Source organism: Shewanella decolorationis (assembly GCF_004354305.1).
Taxonomy (GTDB): domain Bacteria; phylum Pseudomonadota; class Gammaproteobacteria; order Enterobacterales; family Shewanellaceae; genus Shewanella; species Shewanella decolorationis.
This window is the reverse complement of sequence record NZ_CP037898.1, coordinates 3992780-4017745: the sequence shown is the minus strand read 5'-3', so window position 1 is coordinate 4017745 and position 24966 is coordinate 3992780. Positions and strand designations below refer to the sequence as shown.

Annotated in this window: 25 protein-coding genes; 7 read left to right on the top strand and 18 right to left on the bottom strand. The window is 49.0% G+C overall.

Annotation, left to right across the window (positions count from 1 at the left end; translation table 11 throughout):
* Positions 1 to 4 precede the first annotated feature (4 nt).
* Positions 5 to 1675 (bottom strand): urocanate hydratase, encoded by a 1671-nt coding sequence (hutU, locus tag EYR25_RS17950; protein WP_133181948.1) that lies wholly within the window; start codon positions 1673 to 1675, stop codon positions 5 to 7.
* A gap of 124 nt (positions 1676 to 1799) precedes the next feature.
* Entirely contained in the window at positions 1800 to 2507 is a 708-nt protein-coding gene (gene hutC, locus EYR25_RS17945) for a histidine utilization repressor (RefSeq protein WP_133181944.1), read from the bottom strand.
* A 197-nt stretch (positions 2508 to 2704) separates the two neighbouring features.
* On the opposite strand from hutC, the gene hutI reads away from it, so the two are divergent.
* Entirely contained in the window at positions 2705 to 3931 is a 1227-nt protein-coding gene (gene hutI, locus EYR25_RS17940; protein WP_133181942.1) for an imidazolonepropionase, read from the top strand.
* Between the two features lie 66 nt (positions 3932 to 3997).
* Here the strand turns inward: hutI and EYR25_RS17935 are convergent, their stop codons facing one another.
* From EYR25_RS17935 to EYR25_RS17925, 3 genes are all read right to left on the bottom strand, one after another.
* A complete protein-coding gene (locus tag EYR25_RS17935; RefSeq protein WP_133181940.1) occupies positions 3998 to 4750 on the bottom strand; it encodes a siderophore-interacting protein in 753 nt (250 codons plus the stop codon).
* 35 nt (positions 4751 to 4785) lie between these two features.
* On the bottom strand, positions 4786 to 5214 hold the full coding sequence (locus tag EYR25_RS17930) for a MarR family winged helix-turn-helix transcriptional regulator (RefSeq protein ID WP_133181937.1): 429 nt from the start codon (positions 5212 to 5214) through the stop codon (positions 4786 to 4788).
* Between the two features lie 69 nt (positions 5215 to 5283).
* Complete coding sequence (locus EYR25_RS17925) at positions 5284 to 5826, bottom strand: protein tyrosine phosphatase family protein (RefSeq protein WP_133181935.1); 543 nt, start codon at positions 5824 to 5826, stop codon at positions 5284 to 5286.
* A gap of 260 nt (positions 5827 to 6086) precedes the next feature.
* Here EYR25_RS17925 and EYR25_RS17920 point away from each other — a divergent pair, with 260 nt between their 5' ends.
* Positions 6087 to 6686, top strand: coding sequence for a hypothetical protein (locus EYR25_RS17920; RefSeq protein WP_133181933.1), 600 nt, complete (start codon positions 6087 to 6089; stop codon positions 6684 to 6686).
* Here the strand turns inward: EYR25_RS17920 and EYR25_RS17915 are convergent.
* The gene (locus EYR25_RS17915) at positions 6657 to 7220 is read right to left on the bottom strand and encodes a hypothetical protein (protein WP_133181931.1); all 564 of its coding nucleotides are present in this window, start codon (positions 7218 to 7220) and stop codon (positions 6657 to 6659) included. The genes EYR25_RS17920 and EYR25_RS17915 overlap by 30 nt on opposite strands.
* 51 nt (positions 7221 to 7271) lie before the next feature.
* Positions 7272 to 7880 carry a hypothetical protein gene (locus EYR25_RS17910; protein ID WP_023265896.1) on the bottom strand — a complete coding sequence of 203 codons (609 nt, stop codon included), beginning with the start codon at positions 7878 to 7880 and terminating at the stop codon, positions 7272 to 7274.
* Positions 7881 to 8147: 267 nt separating this feature from the next.
* Between EYR25_RS17910 and EYR25_RS17905 the strand changes: the two genes are divergently transcribed.
* Positions 8148 to 10040 (top strand): DUF885 domain-containing protein, encoded by a 1893-nt coding sequence (locus EYR25_RS17905; protein WP_243729909.1) that lies wholly within the window; start codon positions 8148 to 8150, stop codon positions 10038 to 10040.
* Between the two features lie 91 nt (positions 10041 to 10131).
* Here the strand turns inward: EYR25_RS17905 and EYR25_RS17900 are convergent, their stop codons facing one another.
* The 3 genes from EYR25_RS17900 to EYR25_RS17890 all read right to left on the bottom strand — a co-directional run bounded on the left by EYR25_RS17900 (position 10132) and on the right by EYR25_RS17890 (position 12532).
* Positions 10132 to 10863 carry a hypothetical protein gene (locus EYR25_RS17900; protein ID WP_165953523.1) on the bottom strand — a complete coding sequence of 244 codons (732 nt, stop codon included), beginning with the start codon at positions 10861 to 10863 and terminating at the stop codon, positions 10132 to 10134.
* Positions 10864 to 10991: 128 nt separating this feature from the next.
* A complete protein-coding gene (locus EYR25_RS17895; RefSeq protein ID WP_133181927.1) occupies positions 10992 to 12005 on the bottom strand; it encodes a DUF3137 domain-containing protein in 1014 nt (337 codons plus the stop codon).
* Positions 12006 to 12097: 92 nt separating this feature from the next.
* Entirely contained in the window at positions 12098 to 12532 is a 435-nt protein-coding gene (locus EYR25_RS17890) for a hypothetical protein (protein ID WP_088212722.1), read from the bottom strand.
* Positions 12533 to 12895: 363 nt separating this feature from the next.
* Here EYR25_RS17890 and mtnC point away from each other — a divergent pair, with 363 nt between their 5' ends.
* Positions 12896 to 13576, top strand: a complete 681-nt coding sequence (mtnC, locus tag EYR25_RS17885) for an acireductone synthase (protein WP_023265901.1) — start codon at positions 12896 to 12898, stop codon at positions 13574 to 13576.
* 61 nt (positions 13577 to 13637) lie between these two features.
* Here mtnC and EYR25_RS17880 read toward each other — a convergent pair whose 3' ends face one another.
* Positions 13638 to 14033 (bottom strand): GFA family protein, encoded by a 396-nt coding sequence (locus EYR25_RS17880; RefSeq protein WP_133181924.1) that lies wholly within the window; start codon positions 14031 to 14033, stop codon positions 13638 to 13640.
* A gap of 148 nt (positions 14034 to 14181) precedes the next feature.
* Here EYR25_RS17880 and EYR25_RS17875 point away from each other — a divergent pair, with 148 nt between their 5' ends.
* Positions 14182 to 14610, top strand: coding sequence for an acyl-CoA thioesterase (locus EYR25_RS17875; protein ID WP_133182939.1), 429 nt, complete (start codon positions 14182 to 14184; stop codon positions 14608 to 14610).
* 60 nt (positions 14611 to 14670) lie between these two features.
* Positions 14671 to 14934: a GNAT family N-acetyltransferase gene (locus EYR25_RS17870; RefSeq protein ID WP_133181922.1), complete on the top strand. Its 264-nt coding sequence runs from the start codon at positions 14671 to 14673 to the stop codon at positions 14932 to 14934.
* A gap of 20 nt (positions 14935 to 14954) precedes the next feature.
* Here the strand turns inward: EYR25_RS17870 and EYR25_RS17865 are convergent, their stop codons facing one another.
* The 7 genes from EYR25_RS17865 to EYR25_RS17835 form a co-directional block, all read right to left on the bottom strand.
* Positions 14955 to 15503 carry an HPP family protein gene (locus EYR25_RS17865; protein ID WP_133181919.1) on the bottom strand — a complete coding sequence of 183 codons (549 nt, stop codon included), beginning with the start codon at positions 15501 to 15503 and terminating at the stop codon, positions 14955 to 14957.
* Positions 15504 to 15609: 106 nt separating this feature from the next.
* The gene (locus EYR25_RS17860) at positions 15610 to 16020 is read right to left on the bottom strand and encodes an acyl-CoA thioesterase (RefSeq protein ID WP_133181917.1); all 411 of its coding nucleotides are present in this window, start codon (positions 16018 to 16020) and stop codon (positions 15610 to 15612) included.
* A gap of 107 nt (positions 16021 to 16127) precedes the next feature.
* Positions 16128 to 18617 carry a toxin-antitoxin system YwqK family antitoxin gene (locus EYR25_RS17855; RefSeq protein WP_133181915.1) on the bottom strand — a complete coding sequence of 830 codons (2490 nt, stop codon included), beginning with the start codon at positions 18615 to 18617 and terminating at the stop codon, positions 16128 to 16130.
* A 140-nt stretch (positions 18618 to 18757) separates the two neighbouring features.
* Positions 18758 to 20551, bottom strand: coding sequence for an AMP-dependent synthetase/ligase (locus EYR25_RS17850; RefSeq protein WP_133181913.1), 1794 nt, complete (start codon positions 20549 to 20551; stop codon positions 18758 to 18760).
* Between the two features lie 128 nt (positions 20552 to 20679).
* Positions 20680 to 21990: an ABC transporter permease gene (locus EYR25_RS17845; RefSeq protein WP_133181911.1), complete on the bottom strand. Its 1311-nt coding sequence runs from the start codon at positions 21988 to 21990 to the stop codon at positions 20680 to 20682.
* Positions 21987 to 22850, bottom strand: a complete 864-nt coding sequence (locus EYR25_RS17840; protein WP_023265910.1) for an ABC transporter ATP-binding protein — start codon at positions 22848 to 22850, stop codon at positions 21987 to 21989. Before EYR25_RS17840 ends, EYR25_RS17845 begins: the two co-directional genes overlap by 4 nt.
* Positions 22851 to 22880: 30 nt before the next feature.
* Positions 22881 to 23252, bottom strand: coding sequence for a GntR family transcriptional regulator (locus EYR25_RS17835; protein ID WP_023265911.1), 372 nt, complete (start codon positions 23250 to 23252; stop codon positions 22881 to 22883).
* 92 nt (positions 23253 to 23344) lie between these two features.
* On the opposite strand from EYR25_RS17835, the gene EYR25_RS17830 reads away from it, so the two are divergent.
* The gene (locus tag EYR25_RS17830) at positions 23345 to 24964 is read left to right on the top strand and encodes an alpha/beta hydrolase (RefSeq protein ID WP_133181909.1); all 1620 of its coding nucleotides are present in this window, start codon (positions 23345 to 23347) and stop codon (positions 24962 to 24964) included.
* Positions 24965 to 24966: the final 2 nt, after the last annotated feature.

Below are 24966 nucleotides of genomic sequence, written 5' to 3'. Positions count from 1 at the left end.
ATAGTTAGTCTTTAAGCATGGGCAGATCTAAGCCCTGCTCTTTTGCACAGTTTTTCGCGATCTCATAACCCGCATCCGCATGGCGCATCACGCCTGTCGCAGGGTCGTTCCACAGCACGCGGCCAACACGTTTGGCGGCGGCCTCAGTACCGTCACACACGATCACCACACCCGAGTGTTGGCTAAAGCCCATGCCGACACCACCGCCGTGGTGCAGCGACACCCAAGTCGCGCCGCTAGCAGTGTTCAGCAGAGCGTTCAGTAATGGCCAGTCAGAGACTGCGTCTGAACCGTCCATCATAGATTCGGTTTCACGGTTAGGGCTGGCGACTGAGCCTGAGTCTAAGTGGTCACGACCAATGACGATTGGCGCCGACAGCTCGCCGTTTTTCACCATCTCGTTAAAAGCTTGGGCTAAACGTGCACGGTCCTTTAAGCCCACCCAGCAGATACGCGCAGGTAGACCTTGGAAGGCGATGCGCTCACGAGCCATATCTAACCAGTTGTGCAGATGAGGATTGTCGGGGATCAGCTCCTTCACTTTGGCGTCGGTCTTGTAGATATCCTCAGGATCGCCAGACAGAGCCACCCAACGGAACGGGCCAATACCTTCGCAGAAGAGTGGGCGAATATAAGCAGGCACAAAACCGGGGAAATCAAACGCGTTTTTAACGCCGGTTTCGAAGGCCATTTGGCGAATGTTGTTACCATAATCGAGGGTCGCCGCGCCCGCCGCTTGCAGATCCAGCATGGCTTGCACCTGTACCGCCATCGAGGCTTTAGCCGCTTTTACGACGGCGGCTTCGTCTGTTTTACGCATATCAGCCGCTTGCGCCATGGTCCAGCCCTGTGGCAAATAGCCGTTCAGCGGATCGTGGGCAGAGGTTTGGTCGGTAACAACGTCAGGAGTAATGCCACGCTTCACTAATTCTGCAAAGATATCGGCGGCGTTAGCCAGCAGGCCCACAGATACGGGTTTGCCCGCGGCATTGGCGTCGTTGATCATAGCCAAGGCTTCATCTAATGAAGTCGCCTTTTTATCCACATAACGGGTACGCAGACGAAAATCGATGCGGGTTTCATCCACCTCACAGGCAAGCACAGACAAGCCAGCCATAGTACCAGCCAGCGTTTGCGCGCCGCCCATACCACCTAAACCACCGGTGAGGATCCACTTACCGGCAGCCACGCCGCCAAAGTGTTGTTTTGCCACGGCAACGAAGGTTTCGTAGGTGCCTTGGACAATGCCTTGAGTACCGATATAAATCCACGAACCTGCGGTCATCTGGCCATACATCGCCAGACCTTGCTTATCTAACTCGTTGAAGTGTTCCCAGTTTGCCCAATGTGGTACTAGGTTAGAGTTAGCAATCAGCACGCGCGGAGCATCTGCATGGGTGCGGAATACGCCCACAGGTTTGCCCGATTGCACCATTAAGGTTTCGTCGTCTTCGAGGCGTTTTAGCACTTCGATAATCTTGTCGTAGCAGTCCCAGTCACGGGCCGCGCGGCCGATACCGCCGTAAACCACTAAATCCTCTGGGCGCTCGGCCACATCGGGATGTAAGTTGTTCATTAACATGCGCATTGGCGCTTCGGTTAACCAGCTTTTGCAGCTTAATTGGCTACCATGGGGTGCAATAATACGGCGGCTTGGATCGTGTCGCTTGTTCATTGAGATGTCCTCTTTCAACCTGTTGAACTCACTCGCCATTCGGCTAAGTGCTATTGTTTTTATTGTGTTTTTGTCGCTAAACATCGGATGAATGCCGTAAGCCTTCACCTCTGTTTGCATGACGTTATTTATTAAATGTCAGGTGCCCGCCGAGCTTAAAGCGGCTACCCGGGTGTACTAATTTGGCAAAACTCACTACCCCTTGGCGTGACCAAGTGCGGCGTGAAATCTGTAAACAGGGTTCAGTCGCCGGAATGGCTAACCTCTGCTGTAATTCGCTACTGGCAATAATGGCTTCGATGGTGTGGTGCGCCTCGGTCAGCGGAGCCACCTGTGACAGGTATTCATGGGGAGTTTGCTCGCTAAAGTCCTGCTTTAAGTAATCAGGCGCAAAGGCGGGATTCACATAACGCTCCTCAACTTGCAGCGGTACGCCCTGCTCGCAATGCACTAACACCGAATGAAATACCGGACTCCCGAGCTCCAGCGCCAGTGCGATGGCAATAGGCGCGGTGGCATTCACTTGCTCAAGTGCCAACTGCTGCACACTGTAACCATGACCACGGTCTTTGATTTCATCGGCAATGTTACGGATCGCCAACATGGAGGATTGCGACTTTCGCCCCGCCACAAAGGTGCCCAGCCCCTGTGAACGCTCAAGCACGCCGTTGTCCGTCAGCTCGGTCAAGGCGCGACGCGCCGTCATCCGGCTACAGACAAACAGTTCAGCCAGCTGGTTTTCCGAGGGCACGCGGGCATTTTCTTCCCACTCACCAGACTCGATACAGCCAATGATGTATTGCTTTATTTCTGCAAACTTAGGCGTAGCCAAAACACTTCCTCAAGATAAAATCTGCCTAGATTTGGCGTGGTAGATACTCACACACCAAAACACTGAGCCACTTTCAAACGTTCAAAATTGCGGCTACAATCCTAGCTTGTATATACAAGTAAATACAAGCTAGCTCACATAACTTTCGATAATAAAGAGTTTGCGGGGCCCCAAAGCCAACGCAGCGAGGGATAACAATGTCTTGGGATCAGGTTTGGATAGACGTTAACGTAGCAACAATGAACCCTTCCATATCAGCACCTTACGGCGCAATTACCAATGCGGCTATCGCAGTTAAAGACGGTAAAATTGCCTGGTTAGGCCCACGCAGCGAGCTGCCCGCCTTCGATGTGTTGTCCATTCCTGTTTACAGGGGCAAGGGCGGTTGGATCACTCCAGGGCTGATTGATGCCCATACCCATTTGGTCTTTGCTGGTAATCGTGCCAACGAATTCGAGCTACGCCTAAAGGGCGCCACTTACGAGGAAATCGCCCGTGCTGGCGGCGGAATTATTTCGACGGTTAACGCCTGCCGCGAGGCCGACGAAGCCGAGCTATTTGACCTCGGGCGCCAGCGTTTAAATGCCTTGGCGAAGGAAGGCGTTACCACGGTTGAGATTAAATCAGGCTACGGCTTAGATACCGAAACCGAACTCAAAATCCTACGTGTGGCCCGCGAACTCGGCCAACATCACCATGTGGATGTGAAGACCACCTTCCTCGGTGCCCATGCGGTGCCACCCGAGTTTAAAGACAATAGCGACGGTTATGTCGACTTAATTATTAATAAGATGCTGCCTGCGGTGATCGCCGAAAATCTTGCAGATGCAGTGGATGTGTTCTGTGAAAATATCGCCTTTAACCTAGAGCAAACCGAGCGCGTCCTAAGCGCCGCCAAGGCGGCTGGCCTGCAAGTTAAACTGCACGCCGAGCAATTATCCAATATGGGCGGCTCTGAATTAGCCGCACGTTTAGGGGCTAAGTCGGTTGATCATATTGAGTATTTGGATGAGGCTGGCGTTAAAGCCCTAAGTGAAAGTGGCACCTGCGCCGTGCTGTTACCGGGCGCATTTTACTTTTTGCGAGAAACCCAAAAACCGCCTATCGATTTATTACGTCAATACGGTGTGCCTATGGTGCTCGCCAGCGACTTTAACCCCGGCTCATCGCCCATCTGCTCGACCCTGCTGATGTTGAACATGGGTTGCACCCTATTCCGCTTAACCCCAGAGGAAGCGCTCGCAGGTTTAACATTGAATGCCGCCAAGGCACTAGGGATTGAAGACAATGTCGGCAGCTTAGTGGTCGGCAAACAGGCGGATTTCTGTCTGTGGGATATCGCCACCCCAGCACAACTCGCCTATAGCTACGGCGTGAATCCCTGCAAGGATGTAGTGAAAAACGGTAAGTTAGTGCATCAATAACTATCGGTTCAGCTAAACAAGGTCGCCATGGATACTGGCGGCCTTGTTTGGTCATCATATCTGCGGTTATTGAGCGCCATTTTCTAACTGCTCATCTTGTTGTTTTACCAGCTTATGCTCGCCTTCATTACAGCCGATTTTCCAGTAACTTGATGTATAAAAATGGCTTTTCGGTAAGTCGTATGTTTGCTTTAGCAGCTTTCTTAGGGCGCGCATACTGCTAAATTCGCAGGCGAGCCATACGGCGCCTTGCCCCTCAAGTTTTGGCAACTGGGCAATGCGTTCGGCTAAGGGCTTACCTTCTGGGTCGGCCTCTGGATTAATCACCCAATGCAATTGCACATGGCTAGGATGCTCTAAGGGCTGAATATCGGCTTCACTTAGCACCTCAATCACAGCGTAACCCACTGCATTGCTTGGCAATTGCGCCAAGTTCACGCTGATGGCGGGCAAGGCCGTCATATCCCCTGCCAGTAAAAACCATTCGGCATCTAAGTTGATCAGTTTTTTCAGTCCGGGGCCACCGATTTGGATGGTATCCCCAATCTCGGTCGACTTTGCCCAACAGGATGCGGGGCCATCGGTATCGTGCAGCACAAAGTCCACATCGATTTCGTTCATCCGCTGCTGACGAATGGTATAAGTGCGCATTAATGGCCGCTCATCCCCCGGCTGCGGAAATAGTAATTTGATATAGGCGCTTTCTTGATCGGCGGGAAAACCGGCAAAGCCAGCGCCGCCTAAGGTGATACGTAGCATATGTGGCGTGACTTGGGTTTTACCTATCACGGTCAATTCGCGCGGAGCGGGTCTGTTCATACTTAAACTCCAAAAAGATAAATAGCACTCAATTTTTAGCTTTCCGCCACGCTATCGCTGATCTGGTTGGCAATACGGATGAACACCGCAATTTCATCCTGATCGAGTGCTTGGGTCATATGGGCAACGGTGGCTTTTTCGGCGGCAATAATTTGCGTCATCAACTGCTCGCCCTGCGCCGTCGGCCTCAGCAACTGACTACGGCCATCCTTAGGATTATCGACCTTGAGGATATAACCACCCTGCTGTAGCTCATTGAGCACCCGCGTAATTTGGGCTTTATCCCGCTGCATACGCAAAGCAATAGACTGCGCCGTGGCCTCGGGATGGCGGCAAATCCCCTTGAGCGCACGAATATGGGTGACAGGCAATTCAATCTGCTGCGCGGCAATATCCGCACGCAGCTGTTTTTTGTAGGCATGCACTAATCTGTGCAAGGTTTCACCGAGGGAAATAGCAGACATAATGGCATCTCGATATAGTTGACAATATCAACAATATCGAGATTAATTGACAATGTCAACCATTTGAAATTAGAAACCGTATTTTTGACTTACATCAGCTAGCAATGCCTGCCATTTAGGATAGTTTGATAACTCTCCATTCCATGGCGCCATTGTCTTTTCTATTTCTGGTTTTTGGCCTTGCTTTAACTGATATAAATAGGCAAACGCTGAAGCTCGATAATTAGCAAGGCAATGAACTAACACATTTTTCCCCTTATGCTGATCCATTGCTGTAAAGAAGGCTTCAACATCTTCTACTTTAGGGTTTTGCCAATCCACGGGAATATACACGTACTCCATTTCAGCCTGAGTCACGAGTTTTCTTTCATCTGGATGGGCTTCTTTATTACTATCGGGCATAAGATTGATCACCACATCCACGCCTGCCTGTTTAAGCTGCGCAAACTGTTGCTCACTCGGTAAGCCCGAGCTTAATAACTGCGGCGCTTGCTGTTGTAATGCCCTCACTTGCTTTATCTTTTCAACCGATTCAGATTCAATAGTGGCATTCGCCAGCGGAGCCCCTAAAAGCAGGGCAAAAACAAGGCTCGAAAGTGCGGTTTTCCTCATCTACAACTCCTTGGTTAACATAAAATCAGAGGCTTGCTTAATGCTCTGATAATCCCTTATCCGCTAAGTTCAGTAAAATCACTCTGGATGTAAAAACCTTTGAGCAAACACTCATTTTTAATATTCGGGCGCCTTAACTGAGGGGATTTTCAATAGAGACATTGGAACAACTAAACTGGCTTTAGGGATGTCATTGAATTCACAGAGGAGAATCCTGTAAGTTAGTGCAAACAAACTAACAGGCGCGAAATGGAGTTGTCATGTTAAGGATACTGAGTTTGCTGCTACTGATTTTTTCCAGCCAAAGCCTAGCTAGCTCATGGCCTGTACCTAAGTCGATTGTGATGGTCAGCCCTGATGGAGGAGTCATTGCGCGACTCCACTCTGGCTCATTTCCCTTAGACAAACCTGAGTCAGCGCAAATGAGTATTTTTACCTGGGATGAAAAGTCTGGATATGTGCTTTCCGAGCACTACCAACTACCTTATCGTTTTGCTCCTGCTAGATTTGCAGTAAACGATAATGGCTTTGTGATTACTGTGGGTAAATATGTTGCGGAAGAAACTGGCCCAGATATAGGCATTTTTAATCCTCAAGGACAGCAAATACAGTCCTATAACTTGGAGCAGCTTTTCCCTGATGCAACGCAAAGACAGCAATTAATCGCTCAATCACCAAAATTAACCACTGAATGGCAGCAGCCTCAGCGAGATGAACCCCAATGGTATTGCCTATCTGCCCCAGAGGCCATGATGAATAATGCTTTCTCTATTAGATATGAATTAGGTGCTTTATTGTTTTATGTCGATGGGAATCCATTTGAAAGCTACTTATTTGAGAGTGGTTGCCCTCGCCTCTGAAATAAACTGGTTAATGCGGCCTGCGCATTCTTTCGCTTCATGGTCCCTCATAAAACTACAGATATCGACTTTTAAACCATCAGGCATTTGTAAGGTGACAAAAGGTTGGTCGTAGTCAGGATTTTGCGCAGGTAATCCAACCTTTGTGATTTCAATTCGGTCGAGTGAATATACGGTTACTTGCTGGCTTATCAGGTTGCGCCGCGTTAGCACAACTTCATTCGTCACTGCATTAATCCGCAACTCTATCGACATGGCTAAACCAGCAAACCAGAGGGAGAATATAATAATCGCGATAGGTAACAGGCACAAAAACAAGGTATGAATACCGAGAAACAACAGAGCAGGAGGATTTGACCAATCTATTTGCAGCCAATGAGATAGAAAATACCCGAGCGGAAGCAGAGGAGTTAACCCCCCAACCAAACCTACTAATAACCTGAGCCAGCCCGGAATAGGATTATGATAAAAGATCGCCCGCTCTTGATAGAGCAGGCAATCATCTCTTTTTCGCAGTGAGTTAAGCCATGCCATTAATGCCATCCTAACGACATGCGGATAAGTAAAATATCTCAGAAGAGAAGCTTAGTTTAAAACCCTTTGCTCATCATCAACTTGATGATAAAACTTAACTTCTTTAATCTTTTGCTCTGACTCTTCTTCCGTTAGCACTTCTTGCTTAACTAGCCATTTGAATTTGTTGATCTCATTATTCAACTCATTCTCAGGGTTGATATCAGCATACCAATGGGCCAACTGTGCTTTGCGGCGCGCCATTAACTCTTCAATCAAGGCATCATGATGCTTGTCTTTGATAATAAAGATATTGGCACCCTCAGCTTTAAACACAGTGTAAGTTACCTTGGTCATTAGTGCCCATGTTAAGCAGGCAGCCCCAATAAATATCCACATGGGGTCAAAGTAAAAGGCGCCTCGCGTAAAACTGCCATAGCCACTTTGAAACAGGCCAAGCAAGATCCACAATACACCTACGTTTCTAAGCCAATCATTTTGCTCAGTTTGCTCTGAACGTTTAAGGGGTAAATCACCGTAATAAACTTCAACATCCCCTTTAGCGGATCCATCTTCATAGGCGTATTCAAACTGCTCTTGCCCTAAGCGAAAAGTATGTTTGTTTTTTCCCTTCTTTTGTATAACTTCCATTTTTTGTCCTTTTATTGCTCGCTCATCCAAAACAATGAGATTTAAGCAACTTATACATTAAGCCGTCAACAAATTAGCAACAAATTACGATTTAAAGCAGTAATAAAATGAAAGTCGTGGCTTACAGCGCTGGCTTTAATCCACTCAAAACGAGTAACAAAAGTTATACGGTTTGAGTGCAATAAACTGTTAGGATAACCGTTCAAATTTGAGCTTGATCACACTAATCACGGTTTAACGCTTGCGGCACAAGTCCAACAATGGATTTGCCACAATGTTTTTTGTATGAGTAACCTGATGAAAAGAATAGTAAATGCTTTAATTCTGGCCATGTTAGCAACGGGCTGTAGCGATCCAAACCCAACACAGACTAATCAAACCGCTGAGCAGGCCAAGGCCGAAAAGGCCGTCCCAGTATTGAGCCTTAAGCAGCAACTCGCGCCAATCACCCAGCGTTATTTTGCTCTTAGACCCGAAATCGCCACCTATTATGGCGTGGCCGAGGATGAGGCAGGCAAGGATATACTCTCTAAACTGACCGATTACAGCCCGTCGGGTGAAAATCATCGCCGTAAAGCGCTTAAGGCCATATTAACCGAACTCAATGCTATCGATGCCAGCCAGCTTAGCGCCTCGGAGCAAGTGAGTTTAGGGTCAATTAAATCCGAAATCGCTGGCGCCCTGCTGCCTGCCGAAACCGTGGCCTATGGCACTATGCTTGGCGAATACGGTGTTTGGTTTTTACCTTATGTCGTCAATCACTTATCCGGGCTGCATGTTGAGTTTCCGAGCTATATGGAAGATAAGTTTGCAGTCAGCACCCCAGAGCAAGCTAAGGCCTATCTCAACCGTTTAAGCATGTACCCTGCCGCCATGGGTACAGTTATCGATAAGCTGGATCAAGATGTGCAGATGGGGGTAATCCCACCCGATTTTATTATCGATAAGACCATAGCTGGCTTACAGCAACAGTTAGTCCACCATGCTAGTGAACATCCCTTAGTTAGCAGTTTTAAAGCCAAACTAACCGCCGCCCAAGTACCAGACAGTGAGGCGTTGGCGAACTCTGCCGCCGAACTGGTGGAGACTAAATATTACCCTGCGACGCGTCAGTTGATTTCCGCACTGCAAGCTGTGCGCATCAAGGCCACCCATTTAGCGGGACTTGGGCACCAACCTCAGGGCGCGAAACTCTACAAGGCGATGATTAAGCACCTCGCCAATTCGGATAAGACCCCAGATGAGATCCACCAACTGGGATTAGACGAAGTTGCCCGCATTACCGCCGAGATGGATGTGTTACTCAAACAAGTGGGTTACCGCAAAGGTACAGTTGGCGAGCGCATGCAGCGATTGCTCAAGGATCCTAAATATATCTACCCTAATACCACCGAGGGCAAACAGCAGTTAATGTCGGACATTCACGGCTATCTGGCGAAAGTGAATGCCAAATTACCACTGTGGTTTGGGCAGTTACCGAATCAAGAAGTTGCAGTTGAAGCCGTGCCCGATAGTCGTGCCGCCGCAACCAGCGGTGCATTTTACGATGCGCCTTCTCAAGATGGTTTGCGTAAGGGCACTTTCTGGATAAGCCTATACGATATGGCGGCGCTGCCCTCCTATTCGCTGCAAACCTTAACCTATCACGAGACCAATCCCGGCCATCACCTACAGACGCTCATCGGTCTGTCGGATACCTTGCCGCTGCTGAGTACCATTTTTTACTCTAATGCCGCGGGAGAAGGCTGGGCGCTGTATGCCGAGCGGTTAGCCGCCGAGATGGGCATGTATAAGGATAATCCGATTAACGACCTTGGCCGCTTGCAGTCTGAGCTACACCGCGCGGTGCGCTTAGTGGTCGACACTGGGATGCATGCCAAGGATTGGAGCCGCGAGCAAGCCATTGATTATGCAGTGGCAACTGAGGGAATACACCGCTCAGAAGCTATGTCCGAAATCGAGCGCTATGTGGTTTGGCCTGGGCAAGCCTTAGGTTACAAGCTGGGTGAGCTGAAAATTATCGAACTGCGAGCTAAGGCCAAACAAGCCTTGGGCGATAAGTTGGATATCAAAGTCTTCCACGACAAATTGCTCGAAAATGGCGCCTTGCCCTTAGATTTATTGGAGCAAAAGATGGATCAGTGGCTCGAATCCGCTAAGGCAGCCAATGCCGCCGAGACTAAGGTTTAATTCGGGTAAAACCGCTCAAATCATCTCAATATAGGGGCAGCTTATGCGGCCCCTGTTCTTTTTACGGCTCCCTATGCTTTTACGTTTCAGATTAATCCGCAAATCGACGTTGATACTTGCCGCTTAAATAGCGGATCACCACAAAACCCACAACACCTGGCAGTGTCCACGACAGCAGACGCAAATTGCCATGGTCGATAAACAAACGGCTGCCGCCAAAGGCAAAAAAGGCGGTGTAGCAGGCGATACCCGAGCCAATCATGGCGCCTAAATGCTCTATCCACCACTCTAATTTGGTCAAAGTCGCCTTAAAGCTATAACGCAGGAATCCCGCCCCAACCGTAGTGCCTAACAGGCCGAAAATCACTGCGAGGATCAGCTTTTCTTGGTATCCCCATAGCGCCATCACGGGGCCAAGTAGCGTTAAGCTCAGCATTAACGACAGATGCATAGGCGATTTTAATTGCTGACGCTGCGCCTTATAACGCAAAACTAATACGCCATGCCTCACGGTCACTAGGGTTAATAAGCTGATATAGATGAGAAATATCCAAGCATTTTTACGATCCGCAATCTGCGCCGCTAAGGCGTCGGCACTGGCCGCAGGCTGTTTAATCACGGCGAGTGGATCAATGAGGCCCGTCGTTGCCATCGCCACGCCCGTCGCCGCCACAGTGTACATGGCATAGACATAGTAACGGCCAAAACGACTATGGTTCGCGCTGCCCTTTTTCAGCATGGCAGGCATCCAAAATAACACTAATGCCAGTGCGCCCGCGGTGATATGCACAAATTGCGACAGGGTGAAAATCGTGTTCATCATCTAGCTCCATCAAAGTTTGAAGCTTGATAGTAACGAGCACGGGGAGCCACCCATAAGTGCCAAAAGTCATGTTTTAAGCTGTAGCATAAAGCAGCCACTTAATGTGGCTGCAATTGAGTTGACTGTTGCTATAACCCAGTATGTTTATCCAGCCTTAAGGTATCAATGATCGAGAAGGTATAACCTAACTCGGTAAACATCTGCTCGATATTGAGCTTAAAATCGATGGGGCGATCTAAATCGAGTTGATTGATAAAGAAATGGTGTTTGGTCGGGATCTTAATCAGTAATTGTTTTTGATAGAAACAGGCTTCAACCTCGGCATTTAGCTCGCGACCTAGGGCCAAGAGATTTTCCATCATCAAGGGATTGAGTAAGTAGCGCGCCTCGACTTGGTCGCTGCTATACACCTCAAAACAACGCTCGAAACGTACATCCTCAAGCTTGACCCTCGACAGCTTTGTCTTAAACCCCTCAATACGATTTTTTAAACTGCCCTTATCCGTGACTAACAAGGTCGTGCCGTTGAATCGCTTAGGAATATTGCACACCAGTAGCACACCATTGAAGATGGTCTCTCGCTCAACCGAGCCATTATTGTTCGATTTAGTGTTGTAAGCATCGACCTCATAAAACTGGAACGGCACCTTGTTATAGGTTCCCTTAAGGCAATTTTGCGCATACTGCTTATCGGTTTTAGGCAGCAGCCCCAACTCCAGAAAGGTTGAGAAATCCACCTTAGGCTCCCTCGTTAACGCATAATCATTGCCGAAGTACTTGAGACTAATGGGATAGAGTTTTTCAAAAGCGGCATTATAGAGTTCATTGCTTTCCTTTCCCGAGGCAATCGCCACTAACGCTATCACGGGAGTCGGCAGAAACGCGCCAATCATCAAAGGCACAAAATAATCCATAGGCACCAGCATAAACTGGACCCCGAGCAACCCGGCGAAGGCGCCCAAAATCACCGTGATGCATAGGTAGTAGATTGGGGTGGTGAACTTGGCATTTTCACGCCGCCTCTGGTTCACGCCTTCACGTTTTGCTTCAAACGGTGCGCATTTAGGGGCGATTCTTTGTTTGTAATACTTCTGAAAGGGAATACGGTGATCTTCGGGAATATCAAATTCAATCGAACTCATTGGCTCCTACTCTTACGACTCAAATCCATTTAGGCCAATGATTTTACGGATTTTATTCCAGCAAGGCCAGTTTAAGGCCAACCAATGACCGATTAAGCCCGAGCCAGCCTACGACCACGGCGCTGCAATAAGCCAAAAATAATCAGCACTCCAAAGGTGGCACTAAAGAGGGTTAAGGCTCTGGCTACGCCGTAAAAATCCGTGAGATTAAAGGAAACCCCATCCGCCCACAGCACTAAGGAACCTAAGGGTAATTGCATCGCCACCGCTGCGTACCAATCGAATGGCAATCGAGGGAAAAGCCGCTGATAGCTAAATAACATCAGTCCCGAGAGCAGCAATAATAAACCCGCATCATGGGCACCTAACCCCAGATAAACCGGGCTAGTGTGGCTGAGGTTATCGACGCTTCCGAGCAAAGCGTACATATAGCCCGCCGTTGCAACCAGTGCAAAACTCACAAAGCTCAATACCGCCAACAGAATACCTAAGCCAAATGCGGGTAAATATTTCATAAACAGTCTCATCAGTGCGGGGCGCGCTCGACCTCATCCCTAAAACCCTAAAGGTGAACAAATTCAGTCGAAAGATAGTAAAGCTACAATAACAGCCAAAATTTCCCTTAGCTATTAAGACCATAGTCTTATGCCGACAACAAACTGTGGGATCATAAACAGCCTAATTCTCCCCACTAAATCCAGTATTTCATCCATATCCACTAGATAAGCCTATAAAATTCCTCATTTAATTAAGTTTCAGTCGAATAGCTGAGTGATATGGTGCACAATCTCCCACGGTCTAAGGGCGAAATCCACTAGCCAATTACCCCAATAACGCTTAGGATCGGGGTTGCATTTTTTAGCCAACATATTGTGGAGTATCAAAACATTATGGGTATCAGAGCCATAGTCGTAGACACAGCGGGCACCACGACAGACCTAACCTTTATCCAAGATGTACTATTCCCCTATTCTGTCAAAGCCTTACCAGACTTTTTAGCGCAGAACCAACACAATGTTTTGGTGGAAAACTGCATCTGCGACACCCGAGATATCGCCCTCGAACCCGATGCCGATTTAGCCCGCGTGACTGAAATTTTGCAGCAATGGGTACGTGAAGATCGTAAAGTGACCCCACTCAAAACCCTACAGGGGTTGATTTGGAAGCAAGGTTACGCCCATGGCGAATTTACAGGCCATATCTTCCCCGACTTTATCGAGGCGGTTAGCCGTTTTAGCGCGCAAAAACTGCGTATTTACAGCTTCTCTTCGGGTTCGGTTGAAGCCCAAAAACTGCTGTTCAGCCACAGTGATGGCGGCGATTTAACCGAGATGTTTAGCGGCCATTTTGATACCCGTACCGGCAACAAATTAGATAAACAAGCCTACGCCAATATACTCAACACCATCAGCTTAAGTCCTAAGCAAGTGCTGTTTGTGTCTGACGTGGTTGAAGAGCTTAAAGCCGCCGAAGCCGCAGGCATGATGACCTGCCAAATGGTGCGCGACAGCAAGCAACGCACCGGCGATTTTCGCACTATCAAGAGTTTCGATGAACTAGTGATCGAGTAACACCGACACTGCACATAAAAAGCGACCCAAGGGTCGCTTTTTATTTATCTGGCAACCAAACCTACCTATCCGCAGGGTGATTCACCCCATCGCAAACGGGCACATCGCCTAATTCGTAGGGATTAACGCCTTCGAGGCAACCAAGGTTATAGCCATATTCATTGGGATTAGAGCGCCTTTGATGATGGGTATAAATGCCGCACACAGAGCAGAAATAATGCTTGGCGGTTTTGGTATTAAACTCGTAGCACTTCAATGCATTCTCGCCTTTGACAATCTTCAATCCCGCCAGCGGCACAGAGCCAACAATTGCGCCCTTGCGCCGACAGATTGAACAATCGCATCGGCGTGGATTTTCAATGCCATTAGGCAATAACAACTCCAACACCACAGCGCCACAATGGCAAGACGCAAGATGTGTAGCCTGAATAACCGTATCCCCAATCTGTTTTATCACTGCCAACTCCTTGCTTCACTTAATGTTGTCACTATTGCCTAAGGCTTGTCGCAGCTATCTTATACTGCTAGTCTGGCTTCTTAAACGAGCGTTTTAACTAGAGCTTTTGACTATGAGTAATACAATGGAAAGTCCAACACTAAGTCCAATAGAAAAGTTTCTCGCACAGCATCCCATAGTGACCGAAATCCCCGTAGCTTGGGGCGAAATGGATGCGCTGCAACACGTCAACAATGTGGTCTATTTCCGTTATTTTGAAACCGCACGTATCGACTTTTTCAACCGCCTCTTTCCACTCGATGCCCTGTATAAATCCGGTGTTGGTCCTGTGATTAGCGAGAATCAGGCCCGCTATAAACGCCCAGTAACCTTTCCCGATACTCTATTGGTCAGCGTGAGTATCAGCGATATTCAAAGTGATAGATTTACCATGCATTATCAGGTGTTTAGTAAACAGCAGCAGGCGGTAACGACCCTAGGCACTTCGGTGGCTGTGATGTTTAACTTTAAAACCGGCCAAAAAGCCGAGCTTCCCGCGGAATTACTCGCCATTCTTAAACAACACGAGCAAGCTTAAGCTACCGAGTCGCAGGCTTAATTGCCAGCACACCTTAAGCCAAATTCAGTAGGAGTATGTATGCCAGAAAAAGAGCAAATCGAAACCATCGTTGAACATCAACATGATAAACAACGCTTTGTGATCCCCGTTGATGGGCATGAGGCGGTACTGGAATATCGACTCGATGGTCAGCACATCGATTTTAGTCGTACCTTTGTGCCCGACGAACTGCGTGGCAAAGGTCTTGCCGAACGTTTAGTTCGCCGCGGCTTGAAGTGGGCAAAGGCCCAAGATTACGAGATAGGAGCCAGCTGTTGGTATGTGCAAAAGTTTTTGAAATAACAGCCTTCGCAACAGGTAAGCTAAATCCAATACACTGGATAGTGGCGTTTGGGATCGGTGGAGAGGTTATTCACGACCAGCGCCACCAGCAATAACAGTAGTGAGCCGAGAAAGACTGGCATCACCGCATAGAGAAACCCGAGTTGATGCACGTTTTCGCCGCCTATCACAGCAATTAATGCCGTAGCGCCGCCGGGAGGGTGCAGCGTGCGGGTTAAATACATCAATGCGATAGCAAGTGATACCGCTAACGCACTCGCGAGCACCATATAATCGGCAAATACCTGATAAACAGCCACACCAATCAGTGCCGATAGCACACTGCCACCAATCAAGTTACGTGGCTGAGAAAACTCAGCCAGCGGCGCGCCATAGACTAATACCGCCGACGCCCCAAATGAGCCAATCACAAACATGGTGCCAAGCAGATTATCGCCCATATAAGTGGCGAGACTGGCGACTAAGTAAATACCACAAAAGGCCACTACCCATGACCAAACGATCTTTTTCAGGGGTTGTCGTGGCGGACAGATGTCCTTAGAACGCATTCGGGTGAAGTAAAATCTCATGCTAAATCCGGCCGGGAGGAATAAGTGATCCGCATCACATTTGCGGCCGCCACGTTAACGTGTTCACCGTACAATTGCAATTGTGCGGTGAAAGCGAAGATCAGACTTAAGCAGTTTCGCCGTTCAGGCTAGCTAAGATTTCACGAATATCTTCGGGGATAGGGCGACTCTTCTCGCTGCTGTAGTCGTAGTGCACTAAGGTGGTTTTCACTTCGGCGGTTTTATTGCCAGCCTGCCAACAGCTTTGAGTCAGCTCGAAGCTGCTATTGCCGATACGGCTGACATAGGTTTTCACCGTCACGCTCTTGCCGTAATAAGTCGGCGCGATAAAGGCCACGGTAAAGCCTGCCACTATGAGGTTCCACTGATGCAAATCCAACTCGGGATTAAAAATCTCGAAGATTGGCGTGCGCGCCGCCTCGCACCACACGGGGATCACTGTGTTGTTGATATGGCCTAAGCCATCGGTTTCGGTAAATCTTGGGTGAATTTCGAGGCTGTATTCGGTGACTGACATGCAAACTTCCCTTTTGTTGTTCTTATACTTTTATGCTGTGAATGGGATAAACGAGGTGATTGCCCCGTTTATCCCTACCAAGCCTAACAGAAATAAGAAGCGCGATGCTAGAACTGGCAGCTCGCGGTATCTGGGGTTTGCTTGCCATTGGCATCGTACTTTTTCATACAGCCAGCCTTACCCATATCATAGATTTTTTCGTATTTGAGCTTGCCACTGCTGTCGTAGGACTTAAACACGCCATGGCTTTTTGGGTTTTCTAAGTGATAGATTTTGCGTCCCTTAGTCACATGGGAAAAATCCGAGAATCCAGGTTCTTCCTGATAGATCACTCCGTTGATATAGCGCTTATGCACCACATGTTGCTCATCAATCCGCAGCATTTCGCTGGCTAACTTACCATTCTGGTCATAACAGACTTTATCCACGGCATAATTGCTGTCGAGATCCTCGATACAGCTCACGGCACCGTTATCAAAATACTCTCGCTGGATACCGCAGCGCGCAATGGCGTTATCCCAGAAATAAGGTTCACCGTTCCAGGTTTCGCCTTCTTGCTGGCAATAGTTCCACAAACTCTTTAACTGACCGTTCGGATAAAAAGTGTAATGGGGGCCAGAAAGACGGTTATTGATAAGATGACCATATTGTACGAGCGAATAGCCGCCGTCGGTGGAATATCGAATGCTTGGGCCATATTCCTTACCCGCTTTATAGGTCTGCAAGGACATTAAGCGACCATTAGAATCGAATCGATATTCTTTATCGACTGACCCATTGGTGTAATAGCTTAATTCGGATAGGCGACCGCCGCGATATACACGCTGCTCACCATCCTTAATTGAAGTGGTTTCAGCATTTTTTGAACTTAACACCCCCTCACAATCGCCTGCGTAGGGCTCTTTTCGCATCATGCATTCATCCTGCGAAGGCTTAAGTTTTACGGCGTCATTAAACTTATACTGACTCAACTCATTCAGATCGCCGTTAGGCTCGAGCCACATTTGTGGGCCATCTAACTCGCCTTGACGATAGTTAGCAACATTGCTGACGATATTTGGCGCTGAGTACCATAAACTTTCTCCGTGGAGACGGCCCTTATCGTAATGCTTAAGGGCGAACATAAAATTATCTTTATTGAATAACTTTGCTTCACCTTGGCGTAGACCATTCTCATAGTTGACTTCGGTCTTATAGAGATAAGTCACTGATTGTCTTGTTGTAAAGGCATCATTCGTATCAGGCGTTCGAATATAGACCCAAGTGCCTGAACGTTTACCGTCGAGATAACTGCCTTCACCGGTTTGAAAGCGATAATCCCCTTGGGTGACCTTTTCCACCCAAGCGCCTTGTTTCAGCCCCTTTTGGTATTGGCCTTTGCTGCCATCGGACTCAAGCCACTCGCCATCTTTTACGCCATTGAGATAAATGCCCTTTTCGGACAACTTCTTCGCGCCTTCGGTGCTGGAATCGTAATCTGGGGTATAGATTTCACTCGGGCCATCGGGCACGCCCTTGTTGTAGTGAATAAAGCCGTAGTTATCGGCGTCATCCATAATGGACTGCAACACCCATTTGCCCTGTTTCTTACCGTCGAGATACTCGCCTTCCCAGTAGGTTTCACGGCTGTCGGCTTCAATCCACTTACCCACTTGTTTACCCAGCTTATAATCACCGGCATACATCACACTGCCATTGCGGGCATCGTAGGCGGCAAAGCGACCATCCAGCTCACCCTGCACATAATGGGCTTCACTGGCAACGCCAGCCCAAGTACTGCCCATACTCATGAATTCGTAAAAAGGCCCTGTTCGCGGGATTTTTTCGCTGCCATTTTTAAGCCAATCGATGTCGTCGGCCTCGTAGCCAATGGCCACCAGCATAAAGCTACCATCTTCTTCAACGTAGGCGCTGCGATCAAAGGTTGCCACCAGACTGTATTTTCGTTCACGCCCCTCGGCATCTTTATCGGTGCGAGTCAGGGGATAGCGCAGCTTGTATTCCACTGCGTTTTTGACATCCGTTGCCGTGCCTTCAGAATTGCGATAGCCAATTAAGGTCGGTTTGAGTTTTGAGGTACCATCAAGAATCGCCTTAAGGTCAGGATCTTGGACGCCCTCAGCCTCATAGGTCATGCTGTACTGCTGCGGGGGCAACTGGCTTAATACTTTGCGAACGCCGCCAACGGTAAAGGTGCTAATGGTGGGTGCGACTTCATCGAGCACTGCTTGCAGGCGCGGCAGTTTAGTCAACTCCTCGCCCTCAAAACCATAACCCCGTAGATGCTGGCCATCGGCATCCTTGAGCATGACGATCACTTCTTTGGTGCCGCCTTTGTCGAAGTCATAGTAAAACACCGCCACGATTTCGGCGCGGCCGTAATCGTCAATGCGAACACCTGGCGCATCGCCGTAGAGCATTTCGCCCCACACCTGTTGATCTTTTTGATAAAAATTGAGCCATTGGCCATTGGGAAGATCCACGGGACCGTGAACCATTTTGTCATATTCCGCCGCAAGTGCAGCAGGAATAACCGCAAACGAAGAAAGCAACACCGCACCAGCCGCGGCGCATAAACGACGAATCGAAAGTTCCATTTAACTATCCTTTACACCGACACCTTGCGCCTCGTGCGCACCAGTAAGCGGGGCGAATTTTAAGCGAAGTCCGCTGCTTCAGGAAGTGGCAAACACAAAAAAGGCCGCAAAGCGGCCTTTTAAGATCAAATGTTTAACAATCAATTATTGTACATAGCATTAATTTCATGGGCGTACTTGTGGTAAATCATTTTGCGGCGCAATTTCAGCGTCGGCGTGATTAACCCCGCCTCCATCGAAAAAGCTTCGGGCAGCAGAGTAAACTTTTTGATTTGCTCAAACCCCGCCAACTCTTGCTGCAAATGCTTTAAACGCTGCTCGAAATGCTCAACCACATGGTTATGACGCAGCAGCTCGATAGGTGACTCGTATTTCAACCCTTTATCCTTGGCCCAAGCTTCGAGCGCTTCAAAGGCAGGCACAATCAGCGCCGTCACATAGTTACGGGCATCGGCAATCACCGCCACTTGCTCGATAAAGGGGCAACGGCCCACGGTACCCTCAACCCGCTGCGGCGCAATATATTTACCGTTAGAGGTTTTCATTAACTCTTTGATGCGGTCAGTAATAAATAAATTACCATTGGCATCAAGTCGTCCCGCATCGCCGGTCTTTAACCAGCCATCTTCAAAGGCGGCAGCAGTGTCTTCAGGGCGATTGTAATAACCGCGCATCACAGTATCACCACGGACTAAGATTTCATCGTCCTTACCCAGCTTAATTTGGATTTCGGGTAAGACTTTACCGTTTGATCCTGCAACTCGGTTATCTAGGGTATTACAGGTCACAGTAGCGTTGGTTTCCGTCATGCCGTAACCGCAAAGCACTGGAATACCAATGGCATGGAAGAAAGACGCTACATTTAAATCGAGTGCAGCACCACCGCAGGGCATAAACTTTAACCGTCCACCGAGTACAGCCTGCAACTTGCTGTAAACCAGTTTGTTCGCCAAACGCCATTGCAAGGATAACCACAAACCGCCCTTAGCGCGGCCTTGGCCCACTTCAAACTGACGCTCACCAACACCCATAGCCCAGGCGAACAATTTTTTACGGCCTTCGGCGGATTTAGCGACCTTATCCTGCACTGCGCTGTATACCTTCTCGAGGAAACGCGGCACCACGCACAGGGTATGCGGACGCACGGCGCTGATGGCCTCTTTCACTCTTTGAGTATTTTGCAGATACACATTGTGGCCGCCACGGCACAGCACGTAGAAGCTCCAACCACGCTCAAACACATGGCTGAGCGGTAGGAAAGCCAAAGACACATCGCCGGTTTTGAAAGGCAAAATCAGATCGTGCTGACGCACAGTCGAGGCCATATTGCGGTAATCCAGCATCACGCCCTTAGGGTCGCCGGTGGTGCCGGAGGTATAAATCAGAGTTAACAAATCATCGAGATTAGCGTCTTTTAAGCGCTGCTCAAGTTCAGCACTCTGGTCATATTCTTTGGCTAACAAGCTGTCTAAATGCTGATGTTGGGCAATGTCTTTCGCCAGATCAACACTCGCGTCGAACACAATCACATGCTCTAGGGTCGGACACTGTTTTTGCAACTCACAGGCCAGCGCATATTGCTTGGCGTCGTCGACAAAAATCACCTTGGCCGCCGCATCATTAATGATAAAGCTGGCTTGCTCTAAGGTGCTGGTTGGGTAGATAGGTACTACAATGGCACGGCTTTTCAGAATGCCGATATCAGCACAGGTCCATTGAGGACAGTTTTGCGACAGGATCACACAACGGTCTTGCACTTGTACGCCAAGTTCAATCAACACCTGTGCAATTTTATGGCTGATTTGATCGAATGCCTGCCAACTGACTTGATGCCAAGGTGCAGCCATTTCAAAACCTTCCAGCGCAATAGCCTCCTTTAATGACTGGCTTTGCTGCTGTAATAGTCGAATTACGTGATATTGTTCCAGCGACATGAATGACTCACCTTTTAGCTTACAAGTGTACCGCTTTTGCGGCATTCTACCTGAAGGCAAGCCAAAAACTAAGAGTTTTTGCTCTAATCTTGTGCAAATGTCGCCCAAATCACGCCATTTCAGCGCAATTAGAGCCCGGTAATGTCGCCCTGCCAGAGCTTTTTACTGCCCCAAAACAGTGCCATTTGTCCAAGGATCAGCAGTAACAAGTCACCCAACAACCAATAAAATAGACTGCCATCATGTTGCAGCGCAGCAAGGCTAATAGACACCCATAGCGAATGCCCCAGTACCACCAGCATGGTCAGGCTCACCTGTAATACTCGGCGGCATAGGCAGCCTAAACCTAACACTAAAGCGCAGGCCCAATAAGTGCTCATGACTAAGTGTGCCAGCAGAGGCAAGCTCAAATCACCATCGAGCCAAGTAATAAACAGACTACAGCACAAAATGCCTATGCCGATGAAAAACAGTAATCGTTGCTGCCCACGGGCAAAGGCTTTAACTAATCCTGCACGGCCATCGAACCCCGGCATTAATAAGAGCAATTCTGTCGCCCGAGAGCGCTGTACTCGGCTCCAGTGTACTAGCGAGCAACTAATTACACTAAACTGCGCCAACAGCAGTAATACTGGAAAATCCCAATGCAGCTCGTGGGAGGCGATCCCAAGCCCGATGGTTAACACGGGGAGCAACAGCAGTAATACGGTCAGCATAGGACCGATAAAGAAGTTCACCGGATGCAGGTAGCGCTCTAATCGGCTCAAGATCCGCATCGATTGCAGACTCGGCAACCAAAACCAGCCCATCTCGAGTCCATTGAGGTACACGCTGCGCGCCTCCACCCGCCAAGGTAACACTAGGCATCGGCGCCAAATTAGTACTACAAACACAAACAGCACTATGATGCTCAGCCACAATGGAACTTGCTCGGCCAAGGTGCTAGAAAACGGCACTAAGATAAACAGTAAAAATGAGCTGTAAAACCACTGGGTTTGCAACAGACACAGCAGAATAAAGCCTAGACTTATCCCCTGCGCAAACACCAGTAACGACAGGCTCGAGGTAAAGTCATACAACACACAAAGTAGCACGGCTAAGCTAAACACACCGATAAGCATCACTTCGCATTGAATAAACACATTTTGTCGATAACGGGGAATCAATATCGAGCACTCATTGGCCATCAAACGAATAAGCTGCCAAGCCACGGCCGCCGAAGTCGAGACGATAGCCATGGCAATGAAGATGTCGAAACTCTCTTTCTGCCCCGCCCATCCCGCTAAGATACTCAGCACCAAGCCAAATATACCTGTGCCGAGAAAACTCACACTGCCAACATCAAACAACCACAGACGCAGCATGCCGTTAAAGGGATTAATCGAATGGTGCGTCCCCAGTTTTTCAGGTACTTGAACTAAGGGTTTAGCTGAACTCATTTGTGCAGCTCCACAAAGAGTTGCTCCAAATTCAGCGCCTCACTGCGCAGCACACCAGGGAGATTAAGCTCAATATTACCCCTGTCCACCAGCATAGAATCACCATCGCGGCTGAGGATACGCACCTGTTCCGGCAGCTCGGCGCCGTCCGCGAGCTTAACGAGTCGCACCTCTTCCCGCAGGGCATCTATCTCCTTAAACAACACTAGCTCGCCCTGTTTAATCAGGGCGACATGGCTTGCGACCCGTTCTAAATCAGAGGTGATATGGGATGAAAACAACACGGCCGAGCCGGATTCGAGGGCCAGGTCGAACAAATCGACCATAAACTTGCGTCTGACTATTGGGTCGAGGCTGGCCACGGGCTCATCGAGGATCAGCAACTCAGGGCGATAGGCCATGGCCATGATCAAGGCTAAGGATTGGCGCTGACCAACGGACAGGCGTTGCACCTGTTGAGTCACATCTAATTCGAAGCGGGCGAGCCAATCCTGCTCTAACTGCATGTCCCAGTGGGGATAAAAACTGCGGTGCAAATCGAGGGCGCGCTCAACAGTAAAACCTTCATAACCAAAGGGTTGCTGCGGCACATAGCCTAGGCGTTCCTTCGCCGCTGAGGAGAGCTGCTCCGGCGTTTCACCTAAGGTGCGGATTTCACCCGAATCCGGCGAGAGGATCCCCAGAGCACAGCGCATTAGGGTCGATTTGCCCGCACCGTTTTGTCCCAATAACCCCACAACCATACCGGCAGATAAACGTAAGGTCAGATCCTTGAGTGCACGTTTTTCACTGGCACCTTTGCCACGAAAGACTTTGTTTACATTAGAAAACTCAAGTATTGGGGAAAACTCTTGATCCATCGAATTGCATCCTTTTTATTCTCGTTTTAGCTAGGCTTGCCAACGTTCATTAATCAATTGCAGTAACTCGGGCAGACTCACGCCCAATTGTTTTGCCTGAGTCAGCAAGGCATCTAATTGCGGCTCAAGCAGACTCACGCCCGACTCCATCGCCTCACTACGGGCGGCAACCCGAGTCGCCTGACCACGGCGGCGCTCTAACCAGCCTTGGTCAACAAGTTGCTGAATCGCGCGGGAGACCGTCATGGGGTTAACCGCGAGAAATTCCGCAATTTGACGCACTGAGGGCAATACGTCTTCCTCTTGCAGTTGGCCGCCCACAATCAAGCGCACGATTTGCTCGTGTAATTGCTTGTAAATTGGCTCACCACTGCTGGGGTTGACATTTAAAAGTTCTAACATTAGTCTTTACACACTGTATTAATACATTGATACACAGATACACTGTATTTAAAGTATCACACTCATCCTGAAATGCAAAAAGGAAAGCGCTCATGAGATATAGCATGACCCACAGGAAGTCCCATAATGCCAGCGCTCGCTTTGCGATTAAGCGCTCAGAAAACCGTTGGCTCAAGGGCACACAAGGACACAAGCTCTTAGGCCTGAGTGCACTAATGCTCGCCATCTGCAGTTCTGTTACTTGGGCAAGCGACAATGCTGTTAACCCTATTCCCCCTACAAATACCTGTTATGTAGAAGGTGTATCGGACCGTTTAAACTGCGGCTTTGTGACTGTCCCCGAAAACCCTAACAAGCCGGATGGCAAACAGATCCAAGTGCATTATGTGGTCCTGCCCGCGGTAAAAAACGTCAATCATGAAGAAGCATTGCTGGCGATAGCAGGCGGCCCAGGTCAATCGGCCATCGATAACGCGGCAAGCTTTGATAGCATGCTGAATAAAGTACGTCAGCAGCGGGATATTTTGCTGATTGATCAACGCGGTACTGGCCGCTCAAACCTATTGAATTGCGATGCAGGTGAACAATCTTTACTCGCCTTTAACGATGACAATGTCGATAGCTTAGTAGAAGCGCAAAAATGCCGCGATCAATTCCCCGATACTGATGTCACCCAATACGGCAGCCTTAATGCCGTCAAAGACTTCGAGGCCGTACGCGCCCACTTAGGCTACAAAAAGCTGCACCTCTACGGTATCTCCTACGGCACGCGTATGGCGCAGCTCTATATGCGCTTATATCCAGAGCATTTAGCCACTGTCACCTTAGACGGCATAGTGCCAATGCAGCAGAGCGTATTAGAAATCGGCTCGGCAATTGAGCGCGGCTTTGACTTACTGTTTAAAGATTGCCAAGAAACCGCAGCCTGCCATGCCGAGTTTCCAGAGCTCAAAGCCGAGTTTGACCAAGTGGTTGCAAGACTGACCGAAGGGCCAGTAATGGAGCAAGTACACGACCCCGTCACGGGTGAAAAGACCTTACTCACGCTCACCCGTGCGAAGTTTTACGGCGCGATCAGAATGGCGTTATATCAAACCAATGTGCGCGCCTTAGTGCCCCATGCAATTCATCAGGCCGCCAAAGAAAACTATCAACCGCTACTCGGATTGTATGCCTTAACTACCGATGGTGCAGGTATGGCAATGGGCATGCACGCCTCCGTGGTTTGTGGTGAAGACATCCATCGCATCACCCCTGCGATGCGCGAACAGGCCAAAACCTCCTATGTAAGCAAAACCATGCTCGAAAGCTTAGAGGCATCGTGTTCTGTGTGGAAGGTGCCGCCCGTCGATGCCAGCTTTAGCGAACCTATCAAGAGCGATATCCCAACCCTGTTGCTATCGGGCGAAATTGATCCTGCCACACCACCGAGTTGGGGTGAGCTTGCGATGGAAAAACTCACCAACGCTAAACACTTGGTCGCGCCATACGCCACCCATGGCGTGGCCTATCAGTCCTGCGCCAATAACCTAGTCGCCGAGTTAGTGCGTACTGGTTCGGTCAAAGATCTCGATGGTGAATGTTTGAAGAAGGATGTGCGCCGTAGCTTCTATTTAAATGCCAGCTCGGTTGAGCCACTCGCGACCGAAGATGCAACCCACTCTTCCCAAGATAAGCCCAAGGATAAGCCCAGCACTGGAGCCAAGGAGTAAGT